Raw genomic sequence first — 23,749 nt, 5'->3', positions numbered from 1 at the left:
GCACGCCTCAGGCGTTGAAGAGGAAGTGCAGGACGTCGCCGTCCTTGACCTCGTAGGTCTTGCCCTCGACCCGGAACTTGCCGGCCTCGCGCGCGCCGGCCTCTCCGTTGCCGGCAACGTAGTCGTCGTAGGCGATGGTTTCGGCACGGATGAAGCCGCGTTCGAAGTCGCCGTGGATGACGCCGGCTGCCGCCGGGGCCAGCGTTCCCTTCTCGATGGTCCAGGCGCGGGCCTCCTTCGGGCCGACGGTGAAATAGGTCTGTAGGCCGAGCAGGTCGTAGCCCGCGCGGATCAGCCGGTCGAGCCCGGCCTCGTGCAGGCCCATCTCCTCAAGGAACATCGCCGCGTCTTCGGCGGGCATCTGCGCCAGTTCCTCCTCGATCTTGGCCGAGATCACGACGACGCCCGCACCCTGCGCCGCCGCCATCGCCGCCACGCGGTCGGACTGGGAATTGCCGGTGGCGGCCTTCGCCTCCTCGACGTTGCAGACATAGAGGACCGGCTTGGCGGTCAGGAGCTGGAGCATGCGCCAGGCCTTCTCGTCCTCCTCCGCCACCTTGACGGTGCGCGCGGGCTGGCCGTTTTCCAGCGCGGCGAGGGCCTGTTTCATCAGCCGTTCCTGCGCCACCGCCTCCTTGTCGCCGCCCTTGATCTTGCGGGCGATGTTGGCCAGCCGCCGCTCGATACTCTCCATGTCGGCGATCATCAGTTCGGTCTCGATCGTCTCGGCGTCGGCGATGGGGTCGATCCGGCCCTCGACATGGGTCACGTCGCCATCCTCGAAGCACCTGAGCACATGGGCGATGGCGTCGACCTCGCGGATGTTGGCGAGGAACTGGTTGCCGAGCCCCTCGCCCTTGGACGCGCCGCGCACGAGGCCCGCGATATCGACGAAGGTGATGCGCGTCGGGATGATCTGCTTCGACCCGGCGATGGCAGCAAGGCGTTCCAGCCGCGCGTCGGGCACCGCGACCTCGCCCACGTTGGGCTCGATGGTGCAGAAGGGGAAGTTTGCGGCCTGCGCGGCGGCGGTTCGCGTCAGCGCGTTGAAAAGCGTCGACTTGCCCACGTTCGGCAGCCCGACGATGCCCATCCTGAAACCCATTTGCGCCACTCCTGCCACGGTCGCGGCGCTTTTAGTCCGGCGCGCCGGGGGGCGCAAGCGCGGCCTTCCCGGGGGCCCTCACAGGCCGATGGAGCGGTTGTGATGGCATGTCATTTGCCCATCGACGGCCCATCCCCGACATCTGGGTCAGGTGTCACGACAGCCCGAGTTCCAGAATGCGCCCTTCCGTCCCGCTTCGTCCTGCCGGCCTGCTACCGGCGCTGCTGCGCCCTGCCCTGATCGCGCTCGCCCTGGCCGGGCCGATTCCGGCCGCGGCAGCCGACCTCGTCTTCGGGCTGGGCTATTCCGACTTCAACGAACCCGCCGCGAGCAACAGCGCGATCCTGGAGCTAGAGGTCCATTCCCGCCCGCGCTGGCACTTCGCCGGGGCTGACTGGTCCATCGCCGCCGCCATCGTCGCCCATTCCGAGGGCGACCTCTTCATCGGCGGCGGGCCGGCCGCGCTCTGGCCGCTGCGCGACCGCTGGTTCGTCGAGGCCAGCGTCATGCCCGGCTATTTCCGCGACAGCGGCGACGGCAACGACCTTGGCAGCAACTTCGAGATCCGCAGCCTTGTCGGCATCGGGCGCCGGCTCAACGACACCACGGCGATCTCCCTGGCCCTTACCCACAAGTCGAACGCGGGGACATCGGAGCGAAACCCGGGCGTGAACGCGGTATCGCTGCGCCTGCGCCGGTCGTTCTGAGCGACTTGCCGGCCCGATCCGAGCCCCATTGATTTTCCCTGCGCTTTTCTGCAAGAGCCAAGGCGCGCGCGCCAAGGCTCAAGGAGACGTCGCATGACCCGGATCGACCGCAAGTTTGCCGCCCTGAAGGCCGAGCGCCGCAAGGCCTTCGTCGCCTACATCATGGCCGGCGACCCCGACCTTGAAACCTCGCTGGCGCTGATGAAGGGCCTGCCCGCCGCCGGCGTCGACGTCATCGAGCTTGGCATGCCCTTCACCGACCCGATGGCAGACGGCCCGACGATCCAGCTTGCCGGGCAGCGCGCGCTCGACGGCGGGCAGACGCTTCAGAAGACGCTCGACATGGCGGCGGCCTTCCGCAAGGACGACGACACCACGCCCATCGTGATGATGGGCTACTACAATCCGATCCATTCGCGCGGCGTCGACCGCTTCCTTGCCGATGCGAAGGCCGCGGGCGTCGACGGCCTCATCGTCGTCGACCTGCCGCCCGAGGAGGATGACGAGCTTTGCATCCCCGCGCAAAGGGCCGGGCTCAACTTCATCCGCCTCGCCACGCCAACCACCGACGATCGCCGCCTGCCCAAGGTGCTGCAGAACACCTCCGGATTCGTCTACTACGTCTCGATCACCGGCATCACCGGCGCGGCGGCGGCCGAGGCGGCCGACGTCGGCCCCGAGGTCGCGCGGATCAAGGCGGCGACCGACCTGCCGGTGATCGTGGGCTTCGGCATCCGCTCGCCGGAGACCGCGCGCGCCATCGCCTCGGTCGCCGACGGCGCGGTCGTGGGATCGGCCATCGTGAAGATGGTCGAACAGGGTCACAAGGTCCCCGAGATCCTCGCCTTCGTGAAGGGCCTTGCGGACGGCGCCCACAGCGCCTGAGCCGCCTTCGCTGTCCGCGACACTTTCACCCGAGGCCGCCCGCGCGGCATCGGGACGCGGCCATGCGCAAGGGGTTTGCACTGATCGGCATAAATTGGTAATGAAACTTTACCAGTTCACGCGAGAGGTTCCCATGCCCGTCATCACCTGCATCGACGATCTAAAGCGCCTCTATCGCCGGCGGGTGCCGCGGATGTTCTACGACTACGCGGAATCGGGCAGCTGGACCGAACAGACTTTCCGCGAGAACTCCACCGACTTTGCCGCGATCCGCCTGCGCCAGCGCATCGCGCGCGACATGACCGGCCGTCGGGTCGCGACGCGGATGATCGGGCAGGAGGTGGCGATGCCGGTGGCGCTCGCCCCCGTGGGCCTGACCGGCATGCAGAACGCGGACGGGGAGATCAAGGCGGCGCGCGCGGCCGAGAAGTTCGGCGTGCCCTTCACGCTCTCCACCATGTCGATCTGCTCGATCGAGGATGTCGCGGCGCATACCACCAAACCGTTCTGGTTCCAGATCTACACGCTGAACGACGACGACTTCAACGCGCGGATCATCGGGCGGGCGAAGGCCGCGGGCTGTTCGGCGCTGGTCATCACCGTCGATCTGCAGATCCTCGGCCAGCGCCACAAGGACCTGAAGAACGGCCTTTCGGCCCCGCCGAAGCTGACCATCCCGACGATGCTGAACCTGGCCACCAAATGGGCCTGGGGGCTGGAGATGCTGGGCACGAAGCGGCGTTTCTTCGGCAACATCGTCGGACATGTCGAGGGGGTGGACGACCCGGCCTCGCTCTCGTCCTGGACGGCGCAGAAGTTCGACCCGGCGCTTGACTGGGACAAGATCGCGAAGCTGCGCGACAAGTGGGGCGGCAAGGTCATCCTCAAGGGCATCCTCGACGCCGAGGATGCGGAGCGCGCGGTGGGCGTCGGCGCCGATGCGATCGTGGTGTCGAACCACGGCGGGCGCCAGCTTGACGGGGCGCTGTCCTCGATCCGGATGCTGCCGGAGATCGTGGCGGCGGTCGGCGACCGGACCGAGGTCTGGATGGACGGCGGCATCCGGTCGGGGCAGGACGTGCTCAAGGCGGTGGCGCTTGGCGCGAAGGGCACGATGATCGGGCGCGCCTTCGTCTATGGCCTTGGCGCGATGGGCGAAAAGGGCGTGACGACCGCGCTCGAGGTGATCCGCAAGGAGCTGGACACCTCGATGGCACTTTGCGGCGAACGCGACATCGCGGCGGTCGGGCGGCACAACGTGCTGCTGCCCCGCGGGTTTCTCGACGCCTACACCTGACTAGCGGCGCCGTTCCATCCGGCCGAGGGCAAGGGCGACCGGCAGCATCAGCGCCATCAGGATGGCGATGGCGCCGAAGGCCCAGCGCAGCCCGAAGGCGGCGGAAACCTGCCCCATCAGCGAGGGGCCGACGAAGAACCCGGCGAAGCCGAAGATCCAGGCCCGCGACAGGGCCAGCCCGCGCTGGTCTGGCCGGACGAGGCGGCCGAGGATCGTGTTGGCCGAGGGCACGGTGACGGCAGCGCCAAGGCCGATGCAGGCCACGCCCAGGACCCCGACCCAGGGCGCCCAGGCAATCGCCGTGACGATGGCGCCGAACGTGCCCACGAGGGCGGAGCCGAAGATCAGCCCCGCCTCGCCCAGGCGCTGCGCGGCGACCTGCCCGCAAAGTCGCCCGATCCCCATGGTCAGCCCCAGCATCGCCGGGCCGTAGCCGCCGAAGCCCGCCTCGGCGCCCAGGGTCCGCTCGATATGGAGCGCGGACCAGTTGTCGGTCGCGTTCTCGCAGACGAAGGCGAGGAACAGCAGGACCGCGACCGGCAGGATTGCACGCAGAAGCCCGTCCGACCGCCCCGCCCCGTTGGGCGCCGCGGGCGGCGCGCGCCAGCCCGCGCCCTCGCGCGTGGCCAGGCCCAGCGCCAGGACCACCAAGGCCGAGAGCGGCAGGAACGCCTCGGGCGGCCAGCCGCTCCGGCGCGCCTCGGCGGCGGCGAAGGCGGCCCCGGCAAAGGCGAAGGAAAAGCCCGCGTGGCAGAGGTTCATCAGATGCACCCCGCGCGCCGCCTCCTCGAGCGAGAGGCGGATGTTGGCGGTGATGTCGATCATCGCGATCGCGGCCCCCATGAAGAAGAGCGCCACGCCAAGCCCCACGGTGTCGCCGACTGCAAGCGGTGCAAGCGCCACGAGGGCGGCGAAGGCGCCCGCCGCCGGCATGGTCGCGCGGCCGAACCGGGCAAGCACCCGCGGGGCCGCCTGCATCGAGACGATGGAGCCGGCCGCGGCCATCATCAGCGCCAGCCCGAAGGCGGCGTCCGGCGCGGCGGCGCGCACCTTGATCTCGGGGATGTAGGCGGCGAAGGCGCCCCAGAAGACGCCCACCGCCATCAGCCCCAGGCTCGGCGCGCGCGACAGCCGCGCCGCCTCCATCAGCGTGGCCATGGTGCCCCCCCGCCCCGTCATGCTGCCGGTGCCTCGGGCCGGTCTTCCGGCGCGGCGCCCCTGCCGCCGCAGGCCAGAAGCCGCGGGAACAGCCACAGGACGGCCAGGATCACCCCGGCGATGCCGAGGAAGGCCGCGCGCAGGCCGAACATCTCGGCCACGAGGCCAAGCGCGGGCGGACCGAAGAAATAGCCGAGATAACCGAGCGTGGTGGCCCGCGCGATCATCAGCGCGCGCCGCCCGGGGTCCGACAGCCGCCCGACCACCGAAAAGGCCGTCGGCGCGATGACCGAGGCGCCAAGCCCGGTCACGACAAGCCCCATGTGCACGACCGCGGGCGCAGGGGCCAGCGCGGTCAGCACCATGCCCGCGGCGGCAAGCAGGACGCCCCAGCGCATCAGCACCGCCTCGGCCACGCGCGCGGCGACCACCTGCCCGGCGATGCGCCCAAGCCCCGCCGTCAGCGCCATGACCGCGGGGCCGAAGCTGCCTTCCTGCACCGACCCGCCGAGCGTGCGCTCGATATGGAGCGCCGACCAGTTCTCGGCCGCGTTCTCGGACAGGAAGGCGATCAGCACGATCACCCCGCCCCAGACCGGCAGCGCGCCAAGCCGCCCGCCGAAACCCGCCGCGCGGTCGAAGCCGTTGATGTCAGGCCCCCGCTCCACCGTCAGGAGCGCGAGCGCCCCGATCACCAGCGCGACCACGCTCAGGATCTCGCCCGGGGCGTACCCGGCGGCGCGCGCGGCCCCCGTCGCCACCGCCACCCCGGCATAGCCGAAGGAATAGGCGGCGTGGTTGAGGTTCATCAGGTGCAGCCCGTGCGACAGTTCCAGCGCGCTGACGCGGGCGTTCATGGTGACATCGAGAAAACCGTTGCTCGCCCCCACCGCAAGCATCGCGACCGCGAAGAGGACCGGAACCGACATCCAGCCCGGCAGCAGGAAGGACAGCGCCAGCAGCGCCATCGACACCGGCAGGACATGCCGCCCCAGCCGGGGGGCGAGCGCGGGGGCGGCCAGCATCGCGGCGACCGCGGCCAGCGGCGTGGCAAAGAGAAGCATGCCGTATTCCGCGTCCGAGGCGCCCAGCATCGCCTTGACATCGGGCACCAGCGCCGCGAAGGCGCCCCAGAGCATCCCCATCGCGGCGAAGGCGACGATGGGGGCGCGGGCAAGGCGGATCTGGCGCAAGAGGGACATGGCGGACACTCCGTATCCCCCGCTTCTAGCGCGGGCAAGGCCGCGCGGACTTTTCCGCCCGCGACACGCGCCCCCGCATTTTGCGCTTTCCTTCGCCGGGAAATGCCTCTATAGCCCGCCGCTCATGGGCATGCACCCTTGGAGGATGCCCTTTACATCTATGGAGAGACCAATGGCTGGTGAGATCCCTGATCTTGTCGCCGAGGTACGGACGGGGACAGGCAAGGGGGCCGCTCGTCAAGCTCGTCGTGAGGGCTACGTACCCGGCATCGTTTACGGCGGCGGCGCAGAGCCCCTGCCGATCAACATCCAATACTATACCCTGCTGAAGCGCCTGAAGGCCGGCCGCTTCCTGCAGACGCTGTTCAACCTCAAGGTTGACGGCCAGGACGACGTGCGGGTGATCTGCCGCGGCGTCCAGCGCGATGTGGTCAAGGACCTGCCGACGCATGTCGACCTGATGCGCATCCGCCGCACGACCCGCGTCAACCTCTTCATCCACGTGACCTTCATCAACCACGAGAAGGCCCCGGGACTGAAGAAGGGCGGCACCGTCACCATCGTGCGCCCGGAAGTCGAACTGGAAGTGACCGCGGGCGACATCCCCGATCACATCACCGTCGACCTGACGGGGCGCGAGATCGGCGATGTCATCCACATCGGCGACGTGGCGTTGCCGGAAGGCGTGAAGCCGACGATCGCGCGCAACTTCGTCATCGCGAACATCGCGGCGCCCTCGGGCCTGCGGTCCTCGGACGAGGAAGGTGCTGCCGCCGAAGCCTGATCGGCTTTCCCGGCGACAGTCTGGCGCAGGGCCCCTCGCGGCCCTGCGTTTTCGTTTGCGGGCCGCCCCATCGCCCGCGGCGGGCGCGCCGGCGTGGGGCGTTGCATCTTCGCGGCCGGCACCCTAGCCTGCCCCGCAAGAGAAGGATGATCCCATGCGGCTTTTCGTGGGCCTTGGAAATCCGGGTCCGAAATACGCCCGGAACCGTCACAATATCGGCTTCATGGCCGTGGACCGGATCGCCGCCGACCACGACTTCCCCCCCTTTCGCGGCAAGTTCCAGGGCATGCTGAGCGAGGGGCGGCTGGGGCGGGAACGGGTGGCGATCCTGAAGCCGCAGACCTTCATGAACCTGTCCGGCCAGTCGGTCGGAGAGGCGCTGCGCTTCTTCAAGGTCGAGCCGGCCGAGGTCATCGTCTTTCACGACGAACTGGACCTCGCGCCGGGAAAGCTGCGGGTCAAGACCGGCGGCGGGCATGCCGGCCACAACGGCCTGCGCTCACTCCACGCCCATATCGGCGAGGGGTATCAGCGCGTGCGCATCGGCATCGGCCATCCGGGGCACAAGGACCGCGTGGCGCCCTGGGTCCTGTCGGATTTCGCCAAGGCCGACGCCGACTGGATCGAGGACCTGCTGCGCGGCATCTCCGACGGCGCCCCGGCGCTGGCCGAGGGCGATGCGGCGCGGTTCCAGAATGCAGTGGCGCTTAGGACAGCGCCGCCGCGCTCTTCGACCGGGACCGCGGGCACTGGCAAGCCAGCCGATCCCGCCCCCGCCCCTGTTGCGGCCCCCTCCCCCGAGGCGCCGACAGACACGCGCAGCACGCTGCAAAAGCTCATGGACCGCTTCCGGTGAACGCAGACCGCCTGCGCGCGGCTCTCTCGGATCAGGCGGCGCAGTGTGCCGCCCTCGGCTCGCCCTTCATGGCGCGTCTGATGGCCCTGCTGGCCGAACGGTTGGCCCCCGGAACGGCGCTGACCGACCGGCTCTTCGACTGGCCCGGCGATCCTGGGCCGCGCGGCGCCTCCGTGCCGCTGCGGCTGGCGGGGGCGCTGCATGCGCTGAAGCTCTCGGGCCACGCCGGCCTCGGCGCAGTCTATCCGCCGGCGAGCGCGACGGAGGCGGCGCTGTGGTCCGCCGTCGCCCGCGCGCTGGAAACGGAGGCAGAGGCCATCGGGCGCTTCATCGACAGCCCGCCGCAGACCAACGAGGTTCGCCGCTCCGCCGTGCTGATCGCGCTGGCGCACTGGCTGGCGGCGGCAAATGCCCTGCCCCTGCGCCTGTCGGAACTGGGGGCGAGTGCGGGGCTGAACCTGTCCTTCGACCGCTTCGCGCTCAGGGCCGGGGCGGTGATGTTCGGGGCCGCGCAGCCGGCGCTGACGCTCAGTCCCGACTGGCGGGGGGCGCTGCCGCCGCGGGTGCCGTTCCGGGTCGCTGGCCGGGCGGGCGTCGACCTCAACCCGCTCGACCCGGCGCGGGCGGAGGACCGGCTGCGGCTGCGCGCCTATCTCTGGCCCGATCAGGAGGAGCGGCGGGCGCTGACCGATGCGGCGCTCGCGGTCGCGGGACCGGCGCCCGACCGGGGCGACGCGATCGACTGGCTGGCGGGCCGGCTTGCCCCGGTGCCCGGCACGCTTCACCTGATCTATACGACGGTGGCCTGGCAGTATTTCCCGCCCGAATCTCAGGCCCGCGGGCGCGCCCTGATCGAGGCTGCGGGCCAGCACGCGGCGGCGGACGCACCGCTTGCCTGGTTCGGGATGGAGGCGGATGGCGGGGCGACCGGTGGGGCGAATGGCGCGGCGCTGACGTTGCGGCTTTGGCCGGGGGATCGTAGGATCGACCTCGGGCGCGCCGACTTTCACGGCCGCTGGGTGGACTGGCGGGCCCCTCCGCCCGATGCGCCCGCAACCACGGGGACCGCGGCATGATCGAGAAGGATGACAGCGTCAACGTTCTGGGCACGCGGCTTGAGCCCTGTTCGAACGCGCCGCTGACCGGCTTCTTCCGCGACGGCCACTGCAACACCTGCGCCGAGGACCGCGGCAGCCACACCGTCTGCGCGGTGATGACGGCCGAGTTCCTGGCCTATTCCAAGTATGTGGGCAACGACCTGTCGACCCCGCGCCCCGAGATGCGGTTTCCCGGACTGAGGCCGGGCGACCGCTGGTGCCTCTGCGCCGCGCGCTTCATGCAGGCCCATGACGAGGGATGCGCGCCCCGCGTCCGGCTGGCGGCGACGCACCGGCGCGCGCTGGAGGTGGTGCCGCTCGCGGTTCTGAAGGACTGCGGCGAGGACGCCTAGCCCGCCTTCGCCTCGATCCGGCTCAGCGGGCCCTCTTCCATCAGGTCGTCGATGAAAAGGCTCAGAAGCTGCGGCCGCCCGGCCACCCCCGCCTTGCGGTAGATGGCGTTCGTCTGCGCCTTCACCGTGCCCTCGGAGGTGCTGCGCAACTGGGCGATCTCGGCCGTGCTCATCCCCTTGATGGCGAACAGCGCGACGTCCTGTTCGGCGGGCGTCAGGCCCCATTCGTCGAAGCGTTCGGCCAGAAGTTCCATGAACGCACCCGAGGCGCGGCGCAGCTTTTCCTCGGCGCGGCGGCGTTCGCGGTGGTTGTGATGAATGACCATGGCGCCCAGCACCAGCCCCATCACCAGACCAAGCGCGGCGCCGATCTCCAGGTACTCGCGCGTCTGCCAGGGGATGGGAGAGGCGTAGATGTTGAAAACGGACAGGACAATGTCCGAGACGAAGAAGATCGCACAAACGGACTGGATGAAAAGAATGGCGGCTACAACGATCTTGCCTGTCACCCGGGCGATCCTTTCGCCGCAGGGCTCCGGCCGGCCGGTGGCTTCGGAGGGGGGCGCAAGACCTCAGTCATCGCTGCTGCCCGAACCGGAGTTGTCGTCGTCCTTCTCGTCGTCGTCGCTGCTGCCGGGGCCGGAGTTGTCCTCGTCATCATCAGCGTCGTCGTCATCATCAGCGTCGTCGTCATCGTCATCGTCATCGTCCGCCGCCGACGACGACGACGAGGATCCGGAGCCCCCCTCGACGATCGCCATGCCCCCGTCCGAGGACACCGAGGCGCCGGAAAGCACGGTCCAGTAGTCGCGCAGGATCTCGCCCGTGCGGGCGTTCACGATGATCTCGCGCTGATATTCGCTGCTGCGGGCGAAGATCCGCTGCCGGCCCAGCAAGGTGCGCGTCACCGAGATCGAGGTGTAGCCCTGGACGCGCAACTGCTGGGTGATGGTTCCGACGATGTCCTGCGCAAACGCAGGATGGGCCGCGATCATCATCGCGGCCGCCGTCAGCATGAATTGCCGTCGCTTCATCGCCTGCGTCCCCGTCGGAGCGTTCCCGCCCCTGCCCGCACTATCCGCAATGCGCCCCACCGGCGCAAGGCCCCGGCGGGCCGCCCCCGGTGCAGGGGGCGGCCGCAAGGTTCAGTCGTCGTCCTTGTCGTCGCCACCGTCGTGGTCGGAGTGGTCGTCGTCATCGTCGCCGCCGCCATGGCCGGAGTTGTCGTCGTCGTCATCGTCGTCGTCGCCGCTGTCGTCTTCATCTTCATCGTCGTCGCTGTCATCGTCGCTGTCGTCGTCGCTGTCGTCGTCATCATCGTCGTCGTCGTCCAGGAAGTCGTCGTCCTCGTTGTCGATCTCGATGCCCGGGTCGACGTCGCCGCCCTGGCCGGGATAGGCCTCGCTCTTGAGCAGTTCGCCGGTCTCCTTGTCATAGACGAACTCGACCTTGTCGGTGCCGTTCGACGCCTCCGCCTTGATCTGCGTCGGGCCGACCTTGACCTCGATGCGGTCGTAGCCCTGTGCCTGGAGGTCCGAGATCACCTCGTCCGTCGTCAGCGCGAGCGCCGGGCCGGTCGAGGCGACCACGCCGGCCGCGATGAAGGCGGCGGTGGCGGAAGTCATGAGAAGGGTTCTGAACATCGTCTTTGCTCCTGCTGTTTTCTTTGGTCCTGTCTGTGGTCGTACCGGTGCTGGCCTCTGTTGCTGGCCCGCCCGTCTTGTCGGCGCGGGCACTACCGTCCGGCGCCCCACCACAAGGACCGCGAATTCCCGCCCTTGAAATCTGCCCCAGGTTTATCGCCGGGTCTCTAAACCCCGGGATGAGGGCGCATAAACCTGAGTTTAGGGGCGTGATATTTCGGTTTGCGGCGGGGTTGCAGGCGAATGCGAAAGAGCGCCCGGCGGGGCGCCCTTCGGCATGGGTCAGGGTCGGACGGGCGCGCCGCGCCTCAGGTCTTGATCTCGAACCCGAGGTGCTTGGCCACCGCGAAGATGTCCTTGTCGCCGCGCCCGCACATGTTCATGACGATGATGTGGTCCTTCGGCAGGTCCAGCGCGATCTTCATCACATGGGCCAGCGCGTGCGAGGGTTCGAGCGCGGGGATGATTCCCTCCTGCGCGCAGCAGAGCTGAAAGGCGCCCAGGGCCTCCTGGTCGGTGATGGAGACATACTGGGCCCGCCCGGTGTCGTGAAGCCAGGAATGCTCCGGCCCGATGCCGGGATAGTCGAGGCCGGCCGAGATCGAGAAGCCTTCGAGGATCTGGCCGTCCGCATCCTGCAAGAGGTAGGTGCGGTTGCCGTGCAGGACGCCCGGACGCCCGCCGGTGAGGCTGGCGCAATGCTGCATCCGGTCGTCCACGCCCTTGCCGCCGGCTTCCACGCCGATGATGCGCACGGACGGATCGTCGAGGAACGGATAGAACAGCCCCATCGCGTTGGAGCCACCGCCGATCGCCGCGATCACGGTATCGGGCAGCCGCCCCTCGCCCTCCTGCTCGGCCAGTTGCCAGCGCACCTCCTTGCCGATGATCGACTGGAAGTCGCGCACCATCGCCGGATAGGGGTGCGGCCCCGCCACCGTGCCGATGCAGTAGAAGGTATCGCGGACGTTGGTCACCCAGTCCCTGAGCGCGTCGTTCATCGCGTCCTTGAGCGTACCGCGCCCCGAGGTGACGGGAACGACCTCGGCCCCCAGAAGGCGCATGCGGAAGACGTTCGGGGCCTGCCGTTCGACGTCATGGGCGCCCATGTAGACGATGCACTTCAGCCCGAACTTGGCGCAGACGGTCGCGGTCGCCACGCCGTGCTGGCCGGCGCCGGTTTCGGCGATGATCCGGGTCTTGCCCATCCGGCGGGCGAGGATGATCTGGCCCAGCACGTTGTTGATCTTGTGCGCGCCGGTATGGTTCAGCTCGTCCCGCTTCATGTAGATCTTGGCGCCGCCGAGGTGCGTCGTCAGCCGTTCTGCGTAGTAGAGCGGCGAGGGGCGGCCGACGTAGTGCTTCCAGAGCCAGTCCATCTCGGCCCAGAAGGTGGCGTCGGTCTTGGCCTTCTCGTACTCCGCCTCGAGGTCCAGGATGAGCGGCATAAGGGTTTCGCTCACGAAGCGCCCGCCGAAGATGCCGAAGCGGCCCCGTTCGTCCGGCCCCTTCATGAAGCTGTTGATCAGGTCCTCGGCCATTGTCGCCTCCTCTCAATTCAGATCGCGTTTATAGCCAATGTGGGATGGGGTAAAGCCAAGGCTTTCGTAGAAGCGGTGGGCATCGGCGCGGGTCTTGTTGGTGGTCAGCTGCATCAGCCGGCACCCCGCCGCGCGGGCGCGCGCCTCGGCGTCCCGCATCATCGCGGCGCCGATCCCCTGCCCGCGCAGGTCGGCCGCGACGCGCACCGATTCCACCTGCGCCCGGCGCGTCGCCCGAAGCGACAGGCCGGAGATGAAGGTGATCTGGTAGGTGGCGACGATCCGGCCCGACGCCTCGCCGACGATCAGGTGGTTGGCGCCTTCGCCCTCCATCCGGCGGAATGCGGCGAGGTAAGCCCCGGCATCGCCGGCCTCGCGCCGGGCGCCAAGCGGGTCGTCGGCGAGAAGCGCCACCACGGCAGGCACGTCCGCCTCGGTCGCGGGGCGGAAGCGGATCATCCGAGGGCGGCCTTGCAGAAGGCGCGGATGAGGGTGGCATCCTTGACGCCGGGCGCGGTTTCCACGCCCGAGGAGACATCGACCTGGCGGGCATTGGTGGAGCGGATGGCGAGCGCCACGTTCTCCGGCGTCAGCCCGCCCGCGAGCATCCAGGGCCGTCGCCAGACCCGCCCCAGCAGCAGCCGCCAGTCGAAGGCCAGCCCGTTGCCGCCCGGCAGTTCCGCCCCCTTAGGCGGCTTGGCATCGACGAGAATCTGGTCGGCGACGGTCTGGTAAAGGTCGAGCGTAGCAAGATCGGCGGCATCGGAAAGGCCCACCGCCTTCATCACCGGCAGGCCGTAGCGGGCGCGCACCTCGACCACCCGCGCGGGGCTTTCCTGCCCGTGCAACTGAAGCATGTCGAGCGGCACGGCACCGGTGATCGCGTCAAGCTCTGCATCGGTGGCGTTGACGGTCAGCGCGACCTTGGCCACGCCTTCGGGCACGGAGAGCGCCAGCGCGGCGGCATCGGCCAGCGCGAGATTGCGGGGCGAGCGGGCGAAGAAGACGAAACCCACATATCGCGCGCCGGCCCCGGCGGCGGCGGCGACATGGGCGGCTTCGCGAAGCCCGCAGATCTTGACGGCGGTGTCCATGGCGACGCTCTAGCCGAAATTCCGCGCCGCCACAAATGCCGCGCGGGCCCTAGCGGGTGCCCTTGCTGTCCAGAAGTGCCAGAACCTCGTCCTCGGGTTCATCCTTCTGGGACTTGAGGCGATCCACCTCACGTGCAAGGCGCCCGGCCTCGCGCCGGTGCTGGCTCGCGGCGCTGCGGTGCTTGGCCTCGCGCAGCCATTCCCAGACAAAGCCGATGCCGAGGCCCGCAACAATGCCCGCGAAGATGGCGAGGAACAGCGGCACCTCGATCGCGAGGCCAAAGCCGAAGAAGCTGTCGACCTCGGCCGGAAGCAGCCGCAGCAGCACCGGGTCGCGGTTGGCGGAGGCCACCGCAAGCAGGACGAGGCCCAGGAGGGCCAGGAATATCCATTTCAGGAAGCGCAGCATCGGCCCGTCAGCCGCCGTTCAGGCGGTCGCGCAGGAGCTTGCCGGTCTTGAAGAAGGGTACATGCTTTTCATCCACGTCGACCGAGGCGCCGGTGCGCGGGTTGCGCCCCTGACGGGAATCGCGCCGCTTGACCGAGAACGCGCCGAAGCCCCGAAGCTCGACCCTGTCGCCGCGTGCCAGCGCGCCCACGATCTCCTCGAAGATCGTGTTCACGATCCTTTCGACATCGCGCTGGAACAGATGCGGATTTTCCTCGGCGACTTTCTGGATCAGTTCGGACCGGATCATGCAACCCCCCTGCGCGAACGACTCGCCCTGCGGCCGCCGCCGTTTTTCATTGCCGAGACTATAGGGGCAAAATCCCGGTCGACAAACAGGAAAGCCTTTGGAAAGGCTTGCCTTCCCGCGCCGAAAGCGTGAATTCCCCGGCTCCCGCGCGCCTCTGCCGGACGCCGCAATGCGGCAAGACAAATGCCGCATCGCGGCAAAGAGGCCTCCACGCCGATGATTCGGAACAGACGAAAAGGCCCCGCGCGGGTGCGCGGGGCCTTGCCGGGGCCGGGTGGCCCCTGTCTTACTTCTGGCCCTTCAGCGCGGCGCCGAGGATGTCGCCGAGCGAGGCGCCCGAGTCGGAGGAACCGTACTGTTCGACGGCTTCCTTCTCTTCGGCGATCTCGCGCGCCTTGATCGACACGCCGAGCTTGCGGGTCTTGCTGTCGACGTTGGTGACGCGGACGTCCACGTGGTCGCCCACCTGGAAACGCTCCGGCCGCTGGTCGGCGCGGTCGCGGGCAAGGTCCGAACGGCGGATGAAGGACTTCATGCCGTTGTAGTCGACCTCGATGCCGCCATCCTCGATCGCGGTGATGGTCACGGTGATGACCGAGCCGCGCTTCACGCCGTCAACCGCATCCGAGAACGTGTCGGCATCCAGCGCCTTGATCGAGAGCGAGATACGCTCCTTCTCGACGTCCACCTCGGTGACCGCGGCCTTGACCACGTCGCCCTTGCGGTAGGACTGGATCGCCTCTTCGCCGCGGCTCTCCCAGCTGAGGTCGGAGAGGTGCACCATGCCGTCGATATCGTTCTCGAGGCCGACGAACAGACCGAATTCGGTGATGTTCTTGACCTCGCCCTCGATGACAGAGCCCGAGGGATGCTTCTCGGCGAAGACTTCCCACGGATTGCGCTGGGTCTGCTTGAGGCCGAGCGAGACGCGGCGTTTCGCGCTGTCGATCTCGAGCACCATGACGTCCACTTCCTGCGAGGTGGAGACGATCTTGCCCGGGTGCACGTTCTTCTTGGTCCAGGACATCTCGGAGACGTGGACGAGGCCCTCGACACCGGCTTCCAGTTCGACGAATGCGCCGTAGTCGGTGATGTTCGTCACGCGGCCCTTGTGGACGGAGCCGAGCGGGAACTTCGCCTCGACCGAATCCCACGGGTCGGACTGAAGCTGCTTCATGCCGAGCGAGATGCGGTGGGTTTCCTTGTTGATCTTGATCACCTGGACCTTCACGGTCTCGCCGATGTTCAGGATCTCGGACGGGTGGTTGACGCGGCGCCAGGCCATGTCGGTGACGTGCAGCAGGCCGTCAACGCCGCCAAGGTCGACGAACGCACCGTATTCGGTGATGTTCTTGACCACGCCGTCGACCACCTGGCCTTCGGTCAGGTTGCCGATGACTTCGGCGCGCTGTTCGGCGCGGCTTTCTTCCAAGATGGCGCGGCGCGACACCACGATGTTGCCGCGGCGGCGATCCATCTTGAGGATCTGGAACGGCTGCTTCATGCCCATCAGCGGGCCGGCGTCGCGCACCGGGCGGACATCGACCTGCGAACCGGGAAGGAAGGCCACGGCGCCGCCGAGATCGACGGTGAAGCCGCCCTTGACGCGGCCGAAGATGGCGCCGTCGACGCGCTCCTCGCTCGCATAGGCTTTCTCGAGACGGTCCCAGGCCTCTTCGCGGCGGGCCTTCTCGCGGCTGATGACGGCTTCGCCGCGGGCGTTCTCGACGCGGTCGAGATAGACCTCGACCTCATCGCCCACCGCGATCTCGGGGGTCTGGCCGGGGGCTGCGAATTCCTTGAGGTCGACGCGGCCTTCCATCTTGTAGCCGACGTCGATGATGGCCTGGCCCGCCTCGATGGCGATGACCTTGCCCTTGACGACCGAACCTTCGTCCGGGGTGTCGATCTCGAAGCTTTCGTTCAGGAGGGCTTCGAATTCCTCCATGGTCGCTTTAGCGCACATGCGTGTTCAGTTCCTTTTCAAGCGATTTGACTGGCCATGCGGTTGGCTCCGCCGGTCTTTGCTGGCCCCACGACAAAAAGCCGCGTCGCCCGGACGATAGCCCGGTGCTCGCGACTCCTGCCTCAGGATGGGGGCGCTATAGCGGCATGCGGCCAAGGACGCAAGGAGATTGGGCTAGTGGCGGCGTCCTGCAACGGCCCGAGCGGGGCCCTCAGCCGCCGATCCGCGCACGAACGATGTCGATCGCGGTGGCGACCGCTTCTGAGATTCCCATATCGCTCGTGTCGATCACCACCGCGTCCGCCGCAGCCTTCAACGGCGACACCGCCCGATCCGCGTCCCGCTTGTCCCGCTCCATCACCTCGGCCAGAACCTGCGCCTCGTCGCCGCCGACCTCCAGCCAGCGGCGGTGGGCGCGGACTTGCGCGCTCGCGGTGACGTATAGCTTCACCTCCGCCTCGGGGCAGATCACTGTGCCGATGTCGCGCCCGTCAAGGACCGCGCCGCCGTCGCGCCGGGCGAAGCGGCGCTGGAAGTCGACGAGCGCCTCGCGAACCTCTGGGATGGTGGCGACGCGGCTTGCCGCCTGCCCGGCTTCCAGCGTGCGCAGGTCATCGCGGGCCAGGTCGGCCTCCGACAAGGTGCGCGCGGCCTCGACCGGATCGCCACCCTTGGCGCCCACGGCCCGGTAAAGCAGGCCCGTGTCCAGATACGCGAACCCGAAACGCGCCGCCACCGCGCGCGAGATCGTGCCCTTCCCCGCCGCCGCCGGCCCGTCGATGGCGACCGTGAAGATCACGCGTTGGACCGCACGATCTGCGCGCCAAGGCCCGCCATCAGCCCCTCGAACACCGGGAAAGAGGTGGCGATGGGCGATCCGTCGTCGATGCTGACGGGCTTTTGCGCGGCAAGGCCGAGGACAAGGAAGGACATGGCGATCCGGTGGTCGATATGGGTCTTCGCGGTCGCGCCGCCGGGCACGCCGCCCGGCCCCATCCCGTGCACGATCAGCGTATCCTCGTCTTCCTCGACGCGCACGCCCATCGCCTCTAGCCCCCGCGCCATCGCGTCGATGCGGTCGCTTTCCTTGACGCGCAGTTCCTTGACGCCGCGCATCACCGTCGTGCCCTCGGCACAGGCGGCCACGACCGACAGCACCGGGTATTCGTCGATCATCGAGGCCGCGCGGTCCTCCGGCACCTCGATCCCCTTGAGCGCGGAAAAGCGCACGCGCAGGTCGGCGACGGGTTCGCCCCCCTCCTCGCGCGGGTTCTCGAAGGCGATGTCGGCGCCCATCTCGACCAGCGTGGTGTAAAGGCCGTTGCGGGTCGGGTTCTGGCTGACCCCGGGCACCAGGATGTCGGAGCCCTCGACGATCAGCGCCGCGCAGACCGGGAAGGCGGCCGAGGACGGGTCGCGCGGCACCGCGACCGTCTGCGGCCTCAGTTCGGGGCGCCCGGTCAGGGTGATGATGCGGCCCTCGGGCGCGTCCTCGACCGTCAGCTGCGCGCCGAAGCCGCGCAGCATGCGTTCGGAATGGTCGCGCGTCGGCTCCTTCTCGATCACGACGGTTTCGCCGGGGGCGTTCAGCCCGGCGAGAAGGATGGCCGATTTCACCTGCGCCGAGGGCATCGGCACGGTATAGCGGACCGGAACCGGCTCCGCCGCGCCGACGACGGTCATCGGCAGACGCCCGCCGTGGCGCCCGTAGGCGCGCGCGCCGAAGAGCGCGAGCGGTTCGGTCACGCGCCCCATCGGGCGCTTGCGCAGGGATGCGTCGCCGGTGAAGGTCGCGGTCACGGGCGAGGTCGCCATCGCCCCCATGATGAGCCGCACCCCGGTGCCGGAGTTGCCGCAGTCGATCACGTCGGCCGGTTCGGCGAAACCGCCGACGCCGACGCCATGAACCGACCAGTCGCCCGCGCCCAGCCGCGTCACCTCGGCCCCGAAGGCGCGCATCGCCTTGGCGGTGTCGAGCACGTCCTGCCCTTCGAGGAGGCCCGAGACCCGGGTTTCGCCCACCGACAGCGCGCCGAGGATGAGCGCGCGATGCGAGATCGACTTGTCCCCCGGCACCTCGGCCACGCCGCGAAGGGCGCCCGATCTGCGGGCGGTCATCGGAACCGGTTCACCGTGGCCGGACATGCGCAACTCCCTGTCAACTTGCGCCCCGCTGATAGCGCAAGCGCATCAGGGCGTCCATGGGGGGGAGCCGGGGGGGCCGCGCGCCCCCTGCCGCGACATCATGCGGCATTGAGGTGACAGTTCCGGGCCTTCTGCCGGCGCCCCCGCGCGTGCCGCTCAAAACCGTTGACCCAAGGGAAACCCCGCCCTAGCGTCAAGAAAACGTGATTGGGCGTGACAAATTGAAGCAGTCGGCTGGGCAGCGTGGAGAGTGCGGGATGATCCATCGGCCATTCGGACCGTCGATCGGCAGGGCACGGCGTAGCGGCGCGGCCGCCATCGGAATTTTCGTGGCGCTCCTCATCGCCGTGATCCTGTCCGTCGCGGGACCGGCCGCGGCGCAGGACAGCGCCAATTCGATGCCGGGGTTCGATCACGTGCAGGCGGGGGGCATCCCGCTGACCGGGCGCCATGCCGAGATCTTCTGCGAGGCCTGCCACGTCAACAACACAACCGCCGGCACGCCGAGCGACTGCGCCTCGTGCCACAACGGCGTGATCGCGCGGGGCAAGCCCGCCTCGCACCCGCCGGTCGGCAACGCCTGCCAGGATTGCCACACCTCGCGCAACTTCGTGCCCTTCGCCTTCGACCACACCGCCATCAGCCAGGACTGCGTCACCTGCCACAACGGAGCCAAGGCGCGCGGCAAGCCGGCGAACCACATTCCGGCCACCGACAGCTGCGACAACTGCCACGTCACCACGAACCGCAAGGACGTGCGCGTCGACCACCGCGACGTCATCGGCTCCTGCGCCTCGTGCCACAACGGCGCCACCGCGCCGGGCCAGCCCGCCGACCACATCGAGGCACCGGACGACTGCGCTTCGTGCCACGGCACGCTGACCTTCGCCGGGGCCTCGGTCGACCACCTGCTGATCGACCAGCCCTGCGCCAACTGCCACAACGGCACCACCGCGATGGGCAAGCCGGTCGACCACATCCCCGCGCCCGAAACCTGCGACAGCTGCCACACACCCTTCTTCGAGCGCAGCTTCACCGTCGTCAATCTCGACCACGACGCGGTGCCGGGCGCCTGCGTGTCCTGCCACTTCGACGGCAACCCCTGGGGCGCGGAATCGCAGCCGCCGAGCCACCCGCCGGTGTCGCAGGACTGCGCGGAATGCCACAACACGATGGCCTTCTCGATCGGGCGCACCTTCGATCACGCCGAGACGGCGGAGCCCTGCGCCACCTGCCACTTCGCCGGCAACACCTTCGGCGCGCCGAGCCAACCCGGCGACCACATGCCGACGACGGACGACTGCGCCGCCTGCCACGGTTCGACCGACAGTTTCACGGCGGCGCTGGACGTGGACCATGGCGAGGTGATCGGCGACTGCGCCACCTGCCACTTCGCCGGCAACACCTTCGGCGCACCCAGCCAGCCCGGCGACCACATGCCGACGACGGACGACTGCGCCGCCTGCCACGGCTCGACCGACAGCTTCACGGCGGCGCTGGACGTGGACCACGCCGAGACGATCGGCGACTGCGCCACCTGCCACTTCGCCGGCAACACCTTCACCGCGCCGACCCAGCCCGTCTGGCACACCGAAACGACCGACGACTGCGCGGCCTGCCACGACACCTCCTCGTTCGCGGCGGCGATGCTCGACCACGACGAGACGACGCTGAACTGCGCAAGCTGCCACGTTCCGGGCAACAACTGGGGCGCGCCGACGCAGCCGGATTTCCATGTGGTCAGCGCGATTACCTCGAACGACTGCACCGATTGCCACAACGCGGGCGAGCCGCCGACCCCGGTGATGAACCACATCGTGGCCACCGACAACAGCGACTGCGTCGACTGCCACTTCACTTTCGCCGACTCGACGCTCAATCCGAACAACCCCGGATCGGGGCGCCAGACGCATGACATCATCGACGACTGCCGCGGCTGCCACACCGGCTTTTGATGGGCGTGGCGTCGGACACCATGACTAAACACGGCGTGTGCCCGCAACGGGACGCGCGCGACACCGGGGAAACGAGCCGCAAGGGCCGGCCCACTCCTGAACCAGACGGGGGCAGAGGATGAAGAGGATCAAGAGCATCGGCCTGATGGTCCTGGCGCTTCAGATCGGGCAGGCAGAGCTTTCCGCCGCGCAGACCGCCGCGCCGAGTGCCGCGGTCGAGAACCTGATGCAACAGGCCCAGCAGGCGATCGACGCGCAGGAATACATCCACGCCGTACAGCTTCTGACGCGGCTGACCGCGATGCCCGAGCACGCCTACAGCGCCCGCGCGCAGGAGCTTCTGGGCAATATCCGCGAGGCGAACGGGCAGTTGGCCCATGCCAAGGCGGAGTACGAGACCTATCTTCAGAAGTATCCCAACGGCGACGGCGCGGCGCGGGTGCAGGACCGGCTGAACGGGCTTCTGTCCGGCGCCTCGCCGATCCCGCAGAACCCGCCTGCCCCGTCCATCGCCACCGCCGCCGCCCCCGGCCCCGCCGCAGTGCGGCCCGCGGCCCCGCGGCGCTCGGCCGCCCAGACCGCGGCCACGGCGGACGCGGCCTCGACCGGGACGACGGTGAAGGACCGCGGCCTGTTCACCCTGACCTACCGCTACAACGAGGGCACGACCGAGATCACCGAGCTTGTCCCCGACCCGGACGAGCCCGAGGAAGAGGACGACACCTTCGAGAACGCGCTGGTCGCCGGGCTGAACTACACCCGCATCGTCACCCGCGGCGACCGCGAGATGCGGCTGACATTCTCCGGCATCGCCGACCACGACTTCGAGGACAGCGAGAGCGACCTGCGCCTGTCGGAGGCCTATGTCGCCTTCGAGGACAAGGTCTCGGGCGGCGTCATCACCGTCGGTCGCCAGCGGCTCGACCCGCGCGCCATCGCCTACCGGACCGATGGCGTGTCGCTGCGCTGGCCGACCGGCGGCGTGACGCTGGGCACGGTGCTGGGCCGGGTGGTGGAAAGCTCGCGCGACGACTTCCTGTCGGGCGACCGCTGGCTTCTGGGCGCGAGTGCCACCTGGGAGGATCTGGGCGGCGCCGGCGACCTGACGGTTTACACCGCGATGGAACGGGACGGATCGCTGACCTACCGCCACGCGCTGGGGGTGGAATACGAACGCTCCTTCGACCGCTTCAGCCTTTATGGCAACGCCGAATACGACCTGAAGTTCCAGGAGATCAGCCGCGTCCTTCTGACCGGGGCGGCGACGCTGGAGAACAGCGCGCGCGTCACGGGCCGGCTGTCCTACTACCGCAGTCCGACGCTGAACCTCGAGAATGCGCTGATCGGGCAGACCGCCGACACGGTCGACGACCTGATCCTGCTGTTCGGAGAGGATGCGGTCGAGGATCTGGCGATCGACCGCTCGGCCAAGGTGACGACCGTGGGGCTCACCTACTACGGCAAGCTGAACGAGACCTGGGACCTGTCGCTCGACGGCACGCTTTACCACAACAGCGGCACGCCCGCATCTGGCGGGGTCGCGGCGGTCGACGACGACGGCGTGCGGGGCTACTACGGCGTCCGCTTCACCGGGTCGGACATCTTCCGGCCGGATGACCGCGTGAACCTCGGCCTGCGCTATGCCGATGCCGAGGACAGCAGCCTTTACGTCGCCGACGGATCGATCCGCATCCCGCTGGGCGACCACATGCACATCAGCCCGCGGCTGCGGCTCGGCTATCGCGACATGGACGACGGCGAGGAAACCTTCGTCATGCCTTCGGTCAACTTCCGCTATCGCATCGACCGCACGACGAGCCTGCAATTCGACGCGGGCGGCCGCTGGTCGGACCGGGATACCGCGACGACGAGCGTGCGCCAGCGCGAATTCTATCTGGTGGCCGGGGTGTCGAAATCGTTCTGAGGCGGCGGGCCGGACCGGGCGGCAGAGCCTAGCGGCATCCGCCCATCGCCCAGTTGCGCAGGTGCTGCTTGAACTCGGTGCCGAGCGGATGGGGCTTGTCGAGCGAGCGTTCGGCCTGTTCGGTGATGTAGAACCGCGCCTGTTCGCAGATCCGCTCCATCGTCCATTCGTGGCAGTTGGTGCACTGCTGGCCCTTCCACAGCTCGTCCGGCACGCCCTCGAACGGGGGGTAGAGCGGCTGCGACTTGATCAGTTCCTGGATCGACTTGCCGACGATCTGCGGCTCCCCTCCTGCGATGGGCGAGGTGAAGGTGACCTCGACCGCCCCCTGCCCGTCCGCGGGTGCGGGGGCGGCCGGCTTCGGCTGGGCGAGTGCGGCCAGCAGCGCCTCTGCCTCGGTCCGGTGGGCGCCCTGCGGGAAGGTCCATAGGTAAAGCTGGACCTGCGTGCGGTCGCCGCTGTCCTTGACCGAGGTCCAGAGCGTCTCTTCGGCATTGGTTCCCGGTGCCGCGGGCGCAGCCGGCGCGGTGGCCGGTGCCGCGGCGGGGTGGAACAGGAAATCCTCGGTCAGGGAGGAACTTTCCCACGGCGTCTGCGCCCCCCCGGTGGTTTCCAGCACCTTCACCCGCACCTTCTTGAACAGAAGCTCGATCGACGCCCGCTCGCTCCGGATCGCGTCGGCAAGCGCGCTGGTGTAGGGGCTGTTGCCGGTCAGCCCGTCCAGCGCGACGCTGCCAGGCGCGGTCGCATAGGCGATGAAGGTGCCGGTCGGCGCGTTCATCTCGGCCAGGCCCTGGTCATGGAACCCCATCACGTTCGGGAACGGGTTGTTGCGGCAGGAATCGAGGATGACGATGTTGGTGCGCACGCGGGCGGAATAAAGCTGCCGCAGGATCCAGCCCGCCTCCACCCCCACAAGGTCGAGGTCGGCCTGGTCCCGGATCGCCGCATCGACGGGCAGAAGGTAGTTGTTGCCGAAGGACTGGACGGCGTGGCCGGCGTAGTAGAACAGCGCGACCGTCTCGGGCCCGGCCTCGCGCAGCGCGCGGCCGAAGTTGGCGATGCCGCGCTTCATCGCGTTCTGGTCCACGTCCAGAAGCTTCGTCACATCGAAGCCCGCGCCGGTCAGCGTGTCGGCCATCAGGGCCGCGTCGTTGACGGTATTGTCGAGCCCGCCGATCGATAGGTAGCCGCCGTTGCCGATCACCAGCGCGATGCGCCGTTCGCCCTGGTCACCCCTGTTGGCCAGCACAAGCTCGGCCCGCGCGCCGGTCGCGGCGAGCGAGAGGAGGAGGACGAAAAAGGCAAGCAGACGAGACAATGTCATTGACCCGGTCCT

General features: G+C 68.8%; 24 protein-coding genes. 9 read left to right on the top strand and 15 right to left on the bottom strand.

Annotated features, from left to right (window positions below):
* Window positions 1–7 precede the first annotated feature (7 nt).
* Window positions 8–1,105: a redox-regulated ATPase YchF gene (gene ychF, locus N5I32_RS02950; protein WP_261493897.1), complete on the bottom strand. Its 1,098-nt coding sequence runs from the start codon at window positions 1,103–1,105 to the stop codon at window positions 8–10.
* A gap of 176 nt (window positions 1,106–1,281) precedes the next feature.
* Here ychF and N5I32_RS02945 point away from each other — a divergent pair, with 176 nt between their 5' ends.
* The 3 genes from N5I32_RS02945 to N5I32_RS02935 all read left to right on the top strand — a co-directional run bounded on the left by N5I32_RS02945 (window position 1,282) and on the right by N5I32_RS02935 (window position 3,994).
* Window positions 1,282–1,812 carry an acyloxyacyl hydrolase gene (locus tag N5I32_RS02945; protein ID WP_261493896.1) on the top strand — a complete coding sequence of 177 codons (531 nt, stop codon included), beginning with the start codon at window positions 1,282–1,284 and terminating at the stop codon, window positions 1,810–1,812.
* A 93-nt stretch (window positions 1,813–1,905) separates the two neighbouring features.
* Entirely contained in the window at window positions 1,906–2,697 is a 792-nt protein-coding gene (gene trpA, locus N5I32_RS02940) for a tryptophan synthase subunit alpha (RefSeq protein ID WP_261493895.1), read from the top strand.
* 133 nt (window positions 2,698–2,830) lie between these two features.
* Window positions 2,831–3,994 carry an alpha-hydroxy acid oxidase gene (locus N5I32_RS02935; RefSeq protein WP_261493894.1) on the top strand — a complete coding sequence of 388 codons (1,164 nt, stop codon included), beginning with the start codon at window positions 2,831–2,833 and terminating at the stop codon, window positions 3,992–3,994.
* On the opposite strand, the gene N5I32_RS02930 is transcribed toward N5I32_RS02935, so the two are convergent.
* On the bottom strand, window positions 3,995–5,152 hold the full coding sequence (locus N5I32_RS02930; protein ID WP_261493893.1) for an MFS transporter: 1,158 nt from the start codon (window positions 5,150–5,152) through the stop codon (window positions 3,995–3,997).
* Window positions 5,153–5,169: 17 nt separating this feature from the next.
* Complete coding sequence (locus tag N5I32_RS02925) at window positions 5,170–6,354, bottom strand: MFS transporter (protein ID WP_261493892.1); 1,185 nt, start codon at window positions 6,352–6,354, stop codon at window positions 5,170–5,172.
* Between the two features lie 172 nt (window positions 6,355–6,526).
* Between N5I32_RS02925 and N5I32_RS02920 the strand changes: the two genes are divergently transcribed.
* The 4 genes from N5I32_RS02920 to N5I32_RS02905 all read left to right on the top strand — a co-directional run bounded on the left by N5I32_RS02920 (window position 6,527) and on the right by N5I32_RS02905 (window position 9,444).
* The gene (locus tag N5I32_RS02920) at window positions 6,527–7,138 is read left to right on the top strand and encodes a 50S ribosomal protein L25/general stress protein Ctc (protein ID WP_261493891.1); all 612 of its coding nucleotides are present in this window, start codon (window positions 6,527–6,529) and stop codon (window positions 7,136–7,138) included.
* Between the two features lie 154 nt (window positions 7,139–7,292).
* A complete protein-coding gene (pth, locus tag N5I32_RS02915; RefSeq protein WP_261493890.1) occupies window positions 7,293–7,994 on the top strand; it encodes an aminoacyl-tRNA hydrolase in 702 nt (233 codons plus the stop codon).
* Window positions 7,991–9,070 carry a DUF2332 domain-containing protein gene (locus tag N5I32_RS02910; RefSeq protein WP_261493889.1) on the top strand — a complete coding sequence of 360 codons (1,080 nt, stop codon included), beginning with the start codon at window positions 7,991–7,993 and terminating at the stop codon, window positions 9,068–9,070. Before pth ends, N5I32_RS02910 begins: the two co-directional genes overlap by 4 nt.
* The gene (locus N5I32_RS02905; protein ID WP_261493888.1) at window positions 9,067–9,444 is read left to right on the top strand and encodes a DUF2237 family protein; all 378 of its coding nucleotides are present in this window, start codon (window positions 9,067–9,069) and stop codon (window positions 9,442–9,444) included. Before N5I32_RS02910 ends, N5I32_RS02905 begins: the two co-directional genes overlap by 4 nt.
* On the opposite strand, the gene N5I32_RS02900 is transcribed toward N5I32_RS02905, so the two are convergent.
* From N5I32_RS02900 to aroA, 11 genes are all read right to left on the bottom strand, one after another.
* A complete protein-coding gene (locus tag N5I32_RS02900) occupies window positions 9,441–9,953 on the bottom strand; it encodes a helix-turn-helix transcriptional regulator (RefSeq protein ID WP_261493887.1) in 513 nt (170 codons plus the stop codon). The two genes, N5I32_RS02905 and N5I32_RS02900, sit on opposite strands and share 4 nt — an antisense overlap.
* A 63-nt stretch (window positions 9,954–10,016) precedes the next feature.
* Window positions 10,017–10,478: a hypothetical protein gene (locus N5I32_RS02895; RefSeq protein WP_261493886.1), complete on the bottom strand. Its 462-nt coding sequence runs from the start codon at window positions 10,476–10,478 to the stop codon at window positions 10,017–10,019.
* A gap of 111 nt (window positions 10,479–10,589) precedes the next feature.
* The gene (locus tag N5I32_RS02890) at window positions 10,590–11,087 is read right to left on the bottom strand and encodes a PepSY domain-containing protein (RefSeq protein ID WP_261493885.1); all 498 of its coding nucleotides are present in this window, start codon (window positions 11,085–11,087) and stop codon (window positions 10,590–10,592) included.
* 308 nt (window positions 11,088–11,395) lie between these two features.
* The gene (gene trpB, locus N5I32_RS02885) at window positions 11,396–12,628 is read right to left on the bottom strand and encodes a tryptophan synthase subunit beta (RefSeq protein ID WP_261493884.1); all 1,233 of its coding nucleotides are present in this window, start codon (window positions 12,626–12,628) and stop codon (window positions 11,396–11,398) included.
* Between the two features lie 12 nt (window positions 12,629–12,640).
* Window positions 12,641–13,087: a GNAT family N-acetyltransferase gene (locus N5I32_RS02880; RefSeq protein ID WP_261493883.1), complete on the bottom strand. Its 447-nt coding sequence runs from the start codon at window positions 13,085–13,087 to the stop codon at window positions 12,641–12,643.
* Window positions 13,084–13,722 carry a phosphoribosylanthranilate isomerase gene (locus N5I32_RS02875; RefSeq protein WP_261493882.1) on the bottom strand — a complete coding sequence of 213 codons (639 nt, stop codon included), beginning with the start codon at window positions 13,720–13,722 and terminating at the stop codon, window positions 13,084–13,086. The genes N5I32_RS02880 and N5I32_RS02875 overlap by 4 nt, the downstream gene beginning before the upstream one ends.
* A gap of 49 nt (window positions 13,723–13,771) precedes the next feature.
* Window positions 13,772–14,131: a LapA family protein gene (locus N5I32_RS02870; protein WP_369414232.1), complete on the bottom strand. Its 360-nt coding sequence runs from the start codon at window positions 14,129–14,131 to the stop codon at window positions 13,772–13,774.
* Window positions 14,132–14,138: 7 nt separating this feature from the next.
* Complete coding sequence (gene ihfB, locus N5I32_RS02865) at window positions 14,139–14,420, bottom strand: integration host factor subunit beta (RefSeq protein WP_261493881.1); 282 nt, start codon at window positions 14,418–14,420, stop codon at window positions 14,139–14,141.
* A gap of 286 nt (window positions 14,421–14,706) precedes the next feature.
* Complete coding sequence (gene rpsA, locus N5I32_RS02860) at window positions 14,707–16,386, bottom strand: 30S ribosomal protein S1 (RefSeq protein WP_261493880.1); 1,680 nt, start codon at window positions 16,384–16,386, stop codon at window positions 14,707–14,709.
* A 211-nt stretch (window positions 16,387–16,597) separates the two neighbouring features.
* Window positions 16,598–17,185, bottom strand: a complete 588-nt coding sequence (locus tag N5I32_RS02855; RefSeq protein WP_261493879.1) for a (d)CMP kinase — start codon at window positions 17,183–17,185, stop codon at window positions 16,598–16,600.
* Window positions 17,182–18,531 (bottom strand): 3-phosphoshikimate 1-carboxyvinyltransferase, encoded by a 1,350-nt coding sequence (gene aroA, locus N5I32_RS02850; protein WP_261493878.1) that lies wholly within the window; start codon window positions 18,529–18,531, stop codon window positions 17,182–17,184. The genes N5I32_RS02855 and aroA overlap by 4 nt, the downstream gene beginning before the upstream one ends.
* Window positions 18,532–18,788: 257 nt before the next feature.
* Between aroA and N5I32_RS02845 the strand changes: the two genes are divergently transcribed.
* Window positions 18,789–20,486 carry a hypothetical protein gene (locus N5I32_RS02845; RefSeq protein ID WP_261493877.1) on the top strand — a complete coding sequence of 566 codons (1,698 nt, stop codon included), beginning with the start codon at window positions 18,789–18,791 and terminating at the stop codon, window positions 20,484–20,486.
* Window positions 20,487–20,604: 118 nt separating this feature from the next.
* A complete protein-coding gene (locus N5I32_RS02840) occupies window positions 20,605–22,410 on the top strand; it encodes a tol-pal system YbgF family protein (RefSeq protein WP_261493876.1) in 1,806 nt (601 codons plus the stop codon).
* A 28-nt stretch (window positions 22,411–22,438) separates the two neighbouring features.
* Here N5I32_RS02840 and N5I32_RS02835 read toward each other — a convergent pair whose 3' ends face one another.
* On the bottom strand, window positions 22,439–23,737 hold the full coding sequence (locus tag N5I32_RS02835; RefSeq protein ID WP_261493875.1) for a caspase family protein: 1,299 nt from the start codon (window positions 23,735–23,737) through the stop codon (window positions 22,439–22,441).
* Window positions 23,738–23,749 lie beyond the last annotated feature (12 nt).

The sequence above is a fragment of the Albidovulum sediminis genome (assembly GCF_025380365.1).
Taxonomy (GTDB): domain Bacteria; phylum Pseudomonadota; class Alphaproteobacteria; order Rhodobacterales; family Rhodobacteraceae; genus Albidovulum; species Albidovulum sediminis.
This window is presented reverse-complemented; position numbering and strand designations above follow the sequence as displayed.